The sequence below is a fragment of the Maricaulis sp. genome (assembly GCF_015665295.1).
GTDB lineage: Bacteria > Pseudomonadota > Alphaproteobacteria > Caulobacterales > Maricaulaceae > Maricaulis.
Genome location: NZ_JADFAJ010000041.1, coordinates 1 through 9,548 on the forward strand (window position 1 = coordinate 1; position 9,548 = coordinate 9,548).

Sequence of the window (9,548 nt, forward strand, 5' to 3'; positions counted from 1 at the left end):
GGACGGCAACAATATCATCCCCGACCTGCAGGCTGGAACAGACACCGGAGAACTGATCGGACTGGCGGCGCAGGATCGCCTTGAGCAGGCGCACGGTCCAACCCACGGAAAAGACATCAAAAACGCCAGTGCGGCGGTACTGGTCCCGCTTCAGTTGCACCATCGCTTCGAAGATGTCCGGCCGGTAGTCCGCCATCACGAAGGAATGGCCGCCATCGACCTCTTCGAGGCGGCGCAGGCGGGTCGCGATATTGCGCATGGCCTTGGCGTTGACGGATCTGCGGCTGGCGAGCCAGGCATCGAACCCCTCGGTCACATCAATCACCCAGGACCCGTCCGGTTGCGCCGTCGCGACATCACGGAAACCGGCCTGACTCGCCAGCGCGCCATGGAAGCTGAAAACGGGAATGCCTGCGGCCGCAAGCCATGTGCCCGGAGCAGCTCGCCGATCGCGCGGCGCGATCACGCCCTGCACATCACCCAGCGGTCCGGCCAGCCCGCGCGCGAAGCCGGACCGGCCGGTCTGGATCGGCAAAAAGCCGGTGAGTGCGCCCTGTTCGCGCACGACAAGCACGCGCGTATCGTCGCGGGCCTCTTCGCAGCACTCGGCAAATTCAAGGGCAAAATAGGGGCTGGCAAGCGTGGGTTCGGCGGCCACGAAAGCCCGCCAGGCGCCCTGCTCCGCGCCTGTCAGCTCGCTCGGCTTTTTCAGATCGACCTGCATCGTCCGGACCGCTTTCCCCGTCACAAATAGCAGATTACGGGCAACGCCTTAGCAGGCCGTGAACGGGTATGTCCTCGCCCGCAAAGCGGCACCGCTCTTGCAAGCTTCCCTTCTCAGGCGAGCGGAGCGTTTCATGCTTGGACGACATCTCTTGGGCTATCTGCCCGTGCAATTGGCGCAGGTCCTGGTCGGATTTGGCGGGGTAGCCGTCTTCACCCGGATCATGCCTGCCGATGTCTACGGCCAGTATGCCATTGCAATCGCGACACTTTCCCTGGCCCACATCCTCACTTTCACCTGGCTTGAGGCGGCGGTCGCCCGCTTCCATGCGCGGGCCGAACAACGCGGACGCCTGCGCGATCACCTGGCCACCGCCTATGGTCTCTATCTGGTCATCGCGGTCGTTGCGGGCGCCCTGCTTGTCCTGGGTGTGCACATCCTGCCGATTGATCCCAAGCTGCAGGCAGCCCTGAGCTTCGCCGTCGTCTCGCTGCTGCTGCGCGCCCTGCTGCAGATCGGCATGGAAACGCATCGGGCAAGCGGCGACGTCGCGCGCTACTCGGCGCTCGAGGCCAGCTATCTGATGATCGGCTTCCTGGTCGGAATCGGGGTCATCCTGACCACCGACCTCGGCGCCGCCGGCGTGTTTGTCGGTACCGCAGTGGCCGCGCTGGCCATGCTGGTCTTCGACCTGCCGGTGATGCTGAAGCGCGCTGCGCGGGGCCGCCGTCAGCGGGTCCGGGCCATCAGTTTTGCGCGCTATGGTGCACCGCTCTCGATGTCGCTGATCTTTGAGCACCTGCTGTCGGTCGGCGACCGTTTCCTGATCGCCGCCCTGCTCAGCCAGGGCGCTGTCGGCATGTATGCGGCCGGCTATGGCCTGGCGGACCGTCTGCTCGACGTGATTTTCATCTGGTTTGGTGCGGCTGTCTGGCCGCTGACCATCAAGGCCTTTGAAAAAGACGGGACCGCTGCGGCCCAGGCCATGGCCGGACGCGCCGCCGCGCTGATGGGCATGATCTGCTTTCCTGCCGCCGCCGGGCTCGCCCTCGTCGCCGGACCGCTGACCACGCTGATCATTGGCGAATCCGTGCGCGCCGAAGCGGCCTCCATCCTGCCCTGGATTGCCCTGTCGGGCCTGATGAAGGGGATGATGACCTATTATTTCCACGAGGCTTTCACGCTCACCCGCAAGACCGGCGTCATGGCGGCCATCATGGCCGTTTCGGCCGCGATCAATCTCGCTCTGAACCTCCTCTTCATCCCGATGTTCGGGATTGCCGGAGCGGCCATGGCGACCGTGATCGCCTATGCCCTCGCGCTCACCGTCTGCGCCGTGCTCGGCCGGCGTCACTTCGTCCTGCCCCTGCCCTGGACCGACTGGATCAAGGCCGGCGCGGCAACAGCGATCATGGCCGCCGCCGTGTTCGCACTGCCGACGCCGGGCACGGCCTGGCTGGATCTGATGTTCAAGGCCGGCGCTGGCGGACTTGTTTACGTGATTTCAGCCTATTGCCTCGATATTGCCGGCTGCCGGACCTGGCTGCGTGATGCGCGCCTTCTATTCCGTCCGGCGAGGGCCTAGACATGACCGTGATGACTGAAATCCCGACGCGCGAGCACGCCAATGCGGCGGGCCAGCTGACGCACGCGCCGGCGCTTTCCATCCTGGTCCCCTTCTATCGCGACAATCCGATTCCGCTGATCAATGCGCTCGGCCCGCTCGCCCGAAGGCCCGGCGATTTCGAGATCGTCCTGTTCGATGATGGCGAGCCGGATGAAGCGCTCAACCAGGCCGTCTGTGCCCACATCGACCATTTCGATCTGCCAATTCGGCTGCTTACCAGCGCCCGCAATCGCGGCCGGGCAATCGGGCGCAACATCCTGGCCGAACAGGCCCGCGCGCCCTGGCTGCTCTATCTCGACGCCGACATGACACCGGCTGATACGACCTTCCTTGATCGCTACCGTGAGGCCATGGACGCCGGTGATGCCGACGCCGTCTTCGGCGGCTATCAGACCCGCGAACCGGACAATGCCGCGCACCGGCTGCACGCCGCCCTGTCCCGGGCCGGCGACCAGCATGATGCCGCGACCCGCAGCGCGATCGGCGCCACCGCATTTTGCGCGTCCAATCTTCTGGTCCGCGCCGATGTGATGCAGGCTTGCCCCTATGATGACGGTTTCGCCGGCTGGGGTTGGGAGGATGTCGACTGGGCGGTCACCGCAGCAAAACGGTTCCGGCTGACCCATATCGACAATCCGGCCTGGCATGGCGGGCTGCAGCCGGCAGGCGACCTGCTCGAAAAATTCCGCGCCGGCGCGGTCAATTTCAGACGACTTCTCGAGCGCCATCCTGAACTGGCCGACCTGCCCGGCGCGCGCGCTGCACGCCTGCTCAAGCATGTGCCCGGCCAGCATCTTCTGCGCGGGCTGTGGGCCCGCCTCTGCCGCAATGAACACCTGCCGCTGCGCATCCGCACGCTGGCGCTGAAACTGTGGCGTGCCAGCTGGACGTCGGAGGTCCTGTAATGAACGCACCCTATACACCGGCTTCAGGACTTCTGGCCGGCCTCAACCGCCGCTGGGCCCGCTTTGCGGCACGCCAGCCGCTGCGCCTGCCATCGGAGCGGGCCATTGTCACGATCACCTTCGACGACTTCCCGAAATCCGCCGCCTGCGCGGGTGCAAGAGCGCTGGAACGACATGGCTGGACCGGCACGTTTTACGCCTCGGCCGGCTATGCCGGTGACGTCACCCATCACGGTGCGATGTTCGATTGTGGCGACCTGCAGCGCCTTGCGGCCACCGGTCATGAAATCGCCTGTCACACCTACAGCCATCTCGACGCCAGCCAGGTCGGCACCGCCGCCTTCCTTGCTGACATTGCCCGCAATGAGCGGGCCCTCAAGGCGATGGGGCTGGAGCGCGAGCTGGACAGTTTCGCCTTCCCCTATGGCGAGGCAACACCGGCGGCCAAACGGGCCCTGTCCGAGCGATTCAGCAATCTGCGCGGTGTCCACGCCGACATCAATCGCGGCGGCGCTGACCGCAACCTGCTCAAATCGGTCCCGATCGATGGCGGCGAAGCGGGCATTGCGCGTGCCATCGAGGCTGCGACCAGCCTGTCACGCCATCCCGGCTGGTTGATCTACTACGCCCACGACGTCCAGGACGACCCGACGCAATGGGGCTGCACACCGGAGCAGCTGGATCGTGTCTGTGACGCAATCGTCGATAGCGGCGCCGAAGTGCTCACCATGCGTGATGCCGTGCGCCAGATGGAACGCACCGCATGAGTGTCTCGGTCATCCTGCCGACCTTCCGGCGCCCGGAAGGCTTGCGCGCAGCTCTCGCCAGCCTGATGGCACAAAGCCGGCAGCCGGACGAGATCATCGTGGTCGACAATGACCCCGCCGGATCCGCCGCCCGGGGCGTCGCCAATGCAAGGGCCGTGGCCCGCTGCAAGGTCGTCTATGTCCATGAAGCGCGCGCCGGTGTCGCCAATGCCCGCAACGCCGGGTGGGAAGCGGCAACTGGCCGTTACATCGCCTTTCTCGATGATGACGAGATTGCCTCGGCCGTCTGGCTGGAAGCCCTGATGGAAAGCGCCGCGACGCTGCCGGCCGATGTTGTTTTCGGTCCGCTGCGCGGAGAAGCGCTCGATGCGCCCGGAGGGGTGCGCGGCGGTCTCGCACAGCGTCTCTATTCACGCCCCGGCCAATCGACAGATCACCGCCTCGACGCGCCGTTCGGGTGCGGCAATTCCCTGGTCGATCGCAGTGCCTTCATACTCGGCGACACGCCCTTTGATCCCCGCATGAATGTCAGCGGCGGCGAGGATGATCTCTTCTTTGCCGAACTCAAACGTCAGGGTGCGCGTTTCGGCTGGTCGGCCAGGGCGCACGCCGTGGAAACCGTCGAGCCCCGCCGGACGCGCTGGCGCTACCTGCTCGCCCGCAGCTTCGCCTTCGGCCAGGGGGCCACGCAATCGGCAGCCAATGCCCGGCCCCGTCGCCAGGCCGGGATTGCATTCTGGATGATCATCGGTCTGGGCCAGATGCTGTGTTACGGCGCCCTTGCGGCCGTGACAGCCCTCATCCGTCACGGATCCGCCGCCGGCTGGCTGGACCGTTCGGTCCAGGGCGCGGGAAAACTGTTCTGGGTTGAAGCCTTCGAGCCACGCTTCTATGGCGAGGCCGCGCCGGTGGACAGCACGGGACAGGCCTGATCAGCCCGTGCGCTTATCCGCCAGCTTGGCCGCCGTTGCGACCAGCAGGACCCAGCCAATCGAGTTTTGCTGCAACAGGTTGGACTCCGAGATGCTGACCAGGCCGAGCATGGCCAGGAAGGTCAGCGTCCAATAGGTCTCCGGTCCCCGGAAGAGACGGCCCGCCGCGCGCATCAGGGCGCGACCGAGCACCAGGGCCATCATCGCGGCACCCGGAATACCGATCGCGAGGGCGGTCTCGATCCAGCCATTGTGGGCCGTCGGAACCGGCCAGTCCGTGCCCTGCCGAACCCAGAAGACGGGACCGGTCTCATTGGCCCAGAAAGCCATATAGCCATAGCCGGTCCAGGGCACCTCAACGACCTGGCGCGACAGGATCCCCCAGATGTCGGTCCGACCGGTCAGTGTGGCATCGCGGCCAAGCAGTTCGAGAAACTCAACCGGTGCCACGAGCAGCACGAGCGCCCCGCCAGCGGCCCCGGTCAGCGCAAGGAACAACATCAGCGCGGCAAAACCGAAGCCGCGCCGGCACAGGGCGATCCCCACCGCTCCGCCAAGCCCCAGCAACAGGGCCAGCAAGGCGGTCTTTGAGGTCGACAACAACACCAGGGCACAGCACAGCACGGCCCCCGCCATCCAGATCCAGCGCCGCCGCGGATCGACATTCAGGGCCGCGAAACAGGCCACCGCACCCCAGGCCATCATGGCGCCCAGCGTGTTCTTCTCCCACCAGACGCCCTTCCAGGCGCCGGCATGAACCTCGTGATCAACCCCCAGTGACGGCATGCCCAGGGCCATTGCGGTCGACAGGATTGCGAGACCGACAAAGGTCGTTGCGGTGAGCAGGATGAGCGCGCGCCAGGACCAGCGTGCCGCCATCCAGAAGCCGAAAAAGGTTGTCATGATGAGTGCAATGGCGCGCCGCAAGGTCGTGTCCGGCGCGACCGACCAGATCACCGAGACCGCGGTCAGCAGGACCAGCGCCAGCAGCAGCCAGTTGCCGGTCATTGTTCTGGCCATGGCACCGGGACGGGTCAGGGCAAGCAGCAGGGTGAGGCCATAGACCGGCAGCCAGATCAGACGCAGGACGACCGAGCTGTCGGGGTCCGTCGGGTCGGCAAGGAGCGGACCGATCAGACCCTGCGAAAACAGGAACAGGCAGACGAGGGCCAGACCACCTTCGATCAGGCCGCTGAATTTAAGTGCCGGTGCCTGGCGCCAGGCGGCCAGGAAGGCGGGATCGTTTGCTGCAGCGAGGCTCATGCTGCGCTCCGCACACCGCTCCGCATGCGATTGAGAATGAGGCCGGCGACCACCCCGCCCCGCGCCTCGATGGCAGAGCGGCGAGCCTGAATCCCGTCCACCCGGCTCAGGCGGGCATCGGCAACCAGGATAACGCCATCGGCATCGGCTGCGAGCGAGAGCGGTGCTCGCGAATTGCCCGGTGCATCAATTACGGCGAGGTCGATGGCACCGCGCACCGCAGACCAGTAGTCCGGCGCGGCCCGCAGCCCGGCCTGGCGGACGACACCCGGACGGGCCTGGAGTTCGGTGACGAACAGGTTCGGAACGGCGGATTGGCGCGCAATTATCCGGGCCTTCGCGCCGTCATGCGTGGTCAGCGACCAGAAGGGGTCACGCCCGAAACCGGCATCATACGCCTGGCCCTGAACATGGGCCGCCTCGGCCTGGGCATTGGCATTGAAGTCGAGATCATACAGCCAGACACCGCGCGTTGAGCGGCGCGCGGCGAGACGGGCCAGTTCACGGGCAACCGTGGACGCCCCGGCACCGCGACTTGCCCCCATCACCATGAGGACACGGCCCTGACCGCCCGGACGGGCAATCGGCTCGAGTTCGTCGATCAGCTGGGAGAGGTCAGCGGTGAGATTCATGACACGGGCATGCCCTGCGCGATTCGGTAGGATCCAGAATGAAAGGAACGAGGTTAACGCTGCGCTTACAGCGAACGATCGGCAACACGCGCGAGAATGGGCAACCCGTCGAACGGATCATTGGCCGCGACCGGTTGCGGTTGCGCGGCAGCGGCCGGTGCGGCCTGGCCCGGCGCAATGGGTCGCGGGCGAGGCAAGGCGCCAGCACGAATATAGGTCAGCCAGTAACCGCGAAGCAGTCCGGCAAACAGTGCAATACCCGCTGCCAGCACAAGGGCGCCGATCAGGCCGAGCTTCTTCATCGAGCTGCCCTCCATCGGCGGCGTGGCCCGATCAATCAGGCGAACCGCATCGGCCGCGCCCAAGCTGGGAGAACGACGGGCCGAGGCCGCCGCTTCCAGCGCCGCAACCGAGCCGGCGGCTTCTTCGGCCGCCGCAATGTTCTGGGCGAGCCGGGTGTACTCCGGCTCAAGCTGGCGCAGGCGATTGACCAGATTGCGGTTGTCACGCGCCTGGACGGCCAGCGCGGCGGCGAGCGACGCCTGGGCCTGGGCATTGGCCTCGCGGGTGGCGAGGTCCGATTCCAGTGTCTGGCGGACCGGATTGGCGCCGGTGCGACGCTGGCCCTCGCCTTCGGCCGCGCCGGACTGGATAAAGCTTTCAATGGCGGCGATCTCGCGCTCGACAGCCTGGACCGCGGGCGCGGTTGGCTGATAGCGCGACAACAGGCTGGCCCGCTCGGCACGGCGGTCGAGCAGCACGCCGGATACGCCATTTTCGACATAAAGCTCGATGCTCTCGGGTATCTGGAACAGACGCTCGCGCAAGGCGGAGGCACCAGCCAGGGCGGAATCACGCTCGGCCTGGGCCTGGCTGACCCGGTCGGACAGGTTACCGACGAGATTTTCGGCCGTCAGACGCTCGGCCTCGAAATTGGCGAGGTCATGGGTGCGCAGGAATTGGTCCAGTTCTGCCCTCGCCTGTGACACCGCCGCATCGGCCTGCTCGCGCCGCACTTCCAGTCCGCTGAAACCGGTCTCGAACAATACCTGTTCGCGATAAGCCAGATAGGCATCGACGATCGTGTTGAGAATCAGCGCTGAGCGTTCCGCCGAGGGTGATTTGAAGCTGGCATTGATGGCCGAGGAATTCGGCTCGCGGCCCAGTTCAAAGCCGGTCCGCAGCGCGCGCAGCGCCAGCCCGTCGGCATTCAGTCCGACCTGCTCGCCCAGTACGACATCCGCCCCCAGGGTCTCCAGGGCGAGACGGCGCACGGCGTCGGAGCTCAGCAATTCGCTTTCCGACTGCATGACCTGGTCAAGCATGAATGCATCGCCGACACCGGCTGCCGTCGGTGTCGGATTCGAATCGAGCAGCACGAGGAGACGCGTCTCGGCGGTGTAGGATGGCTTCAGCAAGGTCAGGGATGCGGCCGCGCCGACCGCAAAAATCATCGCAAAAATCAAGGCAATAAAGCCCTTCTGCGACCAGGCCAGCGCGATCACGTCAAACAGGTCGAGTTCGTCCCGCGTGGGGTGAACCGGTCCCGTGGCCACCGGGTAAGCGGGGCCATTATCATGATACGCGCGCGTCATGTCGCAATAAGACGCTGCACGCGCTTAAAAATTTGTTATCCATGGCGCGTCGAGAATGCGCCGGAACAGTCGACCGGAAAGATATTTCATGCGCGCGATCCGACATGGCCTCAGCGCCGCCGCCCTGCTCGCCGCCGCCCTCGCGGTGAGCGCCTGTGCGAGCTCATCGCCGACACCGGCTGCCGCCGACTGGGGCCAGCCGCGTTTTGCTGCCTGGCAGGACAGCGACCCGGCCTATCGCTTCTATCCCGGCGACAGTATCGACGTGACGGTCCATTCGGCACCCGAGCTGTCACGCGTTGCGGAGATCGGACCGGATGGCCGCGTTTCCCTGCCGCTCGTGGGCAATGTCATGGTCGCCGACAAGACCGATTATGAAATCGCCAATACACTGGCCGACGCCTATGCCCGCGATGTCCTCGTGTCTCCGATCATCGAGGTGCGCCGCTCGGCGCTTGGACCACAGAACATCATTGTCGGCGGCGAGGTCAACGCACCCGGCCTGGTCGAACTGACCGGCCCGGTCGGCGCCCTGGAGGCCATCCTGATGGCCGGCGGGTTCCGGAACACCGCAGCGCGCGGCGATGTCGTCGTGTTGCGCCGCCAGCCCGGTGGCGGCCTGATGATGCGCACGGTCAACCTGCACGATGCCCTGCGCGCACGCCAGGGCGCCGACAATACCCAGATCCGGCGCCACGACATCATCTTCGTGCCCCGATCGACGGTCGCCGAGGTAAGCGTGTTCGTGGAGCAATATGTCGCCGGCATCCTGCCACTGGACCAGGCCTTCTCCTACGCGATTGCGGACACCATCACGAACAACTGACCGGCGCCGCACAGCACCGATCGCGCCACGGCATTTTCGCCTGGCGGTTTGGGTGAAGAGGGTGTGCGGGATACCGGCCGGAGCCGATAAAGCGCTGATTTTAAACGGTAGCTTCGACAAGCATCCCGCCAAGTCTTTTTCAAAAAGATGGGAGATTTCCCGGGTTGCCTTCCAGCCCCCGAATCGAAGCCGACGGGATCAGGGCGGTCAATCGTTGTGCCGCGAGTCCCGTCGGCGGCCGCACCGGGTCTGATGGTGGTCAACCCCACCAAACCGG

General features: G+C 65.7%; 9 protein-coding genes. 5 read left to right on the forward strand and 4 right to left on the reverse strand.

Annotated elements, in window-relative coordinates; translation table 11 throughout:
* The coding region (locus QZZ02_RS14565; RefSeq protein ID WP_291845481.1) for a GNAT family N-acetyltransferase at window positions 1–724 on the reverse strand (724 nt) is incomplete at its 3' end.
* A gap of 133 nt (window positions 725–857) precedes the next feature.
* Here QZZ02_RS14565 and QZZ02_RS14570 point away from each other — a divergent pair.
* Genes QZZ02_RS14570 through QZZ02_RS14585 form a run of 4 tightly spaced genes read left to right on the forward strand, consistent with a single transcriptional unit; the run spans window position 858 to window position 4,955 of the window.
* On the forward strand, window positions 858–2,309 hold the full coding sequence (locus QZZ02_RS14570) for an oligosaccharide flippase family protein (protein WP_291845482.1): 1,452 nt from the start codon (window positions 858–860) through the stop codon (window positions 2,307–2,309).
* A gap of 2 nt (window positions 2,310–2,311) precedes the next feature.
* Complete coding sequence (locus QZZ02_RS14575; protein WP_291845483.1) at window positions 2,312–3,256, forward strand: glycosyltransferase family 2 protein; 945 nt, start codon at window positions 2,312–2,314, stop codon at window positions 3,254–3,256.
* Window positions 3,256–4,023, forward strand: coding sequence for a polysaccharide deacetylase family protein (locus tag QZZ02_RS14580; RefSeq protein WP_291845484.1), 768 nt, complete (start codon window positions 3,256–3,258; stop codon window positions 4,021–4,023). Before QZZ02_RS14575 ends, QZZ02_RS14580 begins: the two co-directional genes overlap by 1 nt.
* Window positions 4,020–4,955, forward strand: coding sequence for a glycosyltransferase family 2 protein (locus QZZ02_RS14585; protein ID WP_291845486.1), 936 nt, complete (start codon window positions 4,020–4,022; stop codon window positions 4,953–4,955). The genes QZZ02_RS14580 and QZZ02_RS14585 overlap by 4 nt, the downstream gene beginning before the upstream one ends.
* On the opposite strand, the gene QZZ02_RS14590 is transcribed toward QZZ02_RS14585, so the two are convergent.
* The 3 genes from QZZ02_RS14590 to QZZ02_RS14600 form a co-directional block, all read right to left on the reverse strand.
* Window positions 4,956–6,218: an O-antigen ligase family protein gene (locus QZZ02_RS14590; protein WP_291845487.1), complete on the reverse strand. Its 1,263-nt coding sequence runs from the start codon at window positions 6,216–6,218 to the stop codon at window positions 4,956–4,958.
* The gene (locus QZZ02_RS14595) at window positions 6,215–6,850 is read right to left on the reverse strand and encodes a hypothetical protein (protein WP_291845488.1); all 636 of its coding nucleotides are present in this window, start codon (window positions 6,848–6,850) and stop codon (window positions 6,215–6,217) included. Before QZZ02_RS14595 ends, QZZ02_RS14590 begins: the two co-directional genes overlap by 4 nt.
* 65 nt (window positions 6,851–6,915) lie before the next feature.
* On the reverse strand, window positions 6,916–8,445 hold the full coding sequence (locus QZZ02_RS14600; RefSeq protein ID WP_291845489.1) for a Wzz/FepE/Etk N-terminal domain-containing protein: 1,530 nt from the start codon (window positions 8,443–8,445) through the stop codon (window positions 6,916–6,918).
* Window positions 8,446–8,533: 88 nt separating this feature from the next.
* On the opposite strand from QZZ02_RS14600, the gene QZZ02_RS14605 reads away from it, so the two are divergent.
* A complete protein-coding gene (locus tag QZZ02_RS14605; protein WP_291845490.1) occupies window positions 8,534–9,271 on the forward strand; it encodes a polysaccharide biosynthesis/export family protein in 738 nt (245 codons plus the stop codon).
* Window positions 9,272–9,548 lie beyond the last annotated feature (277 nt).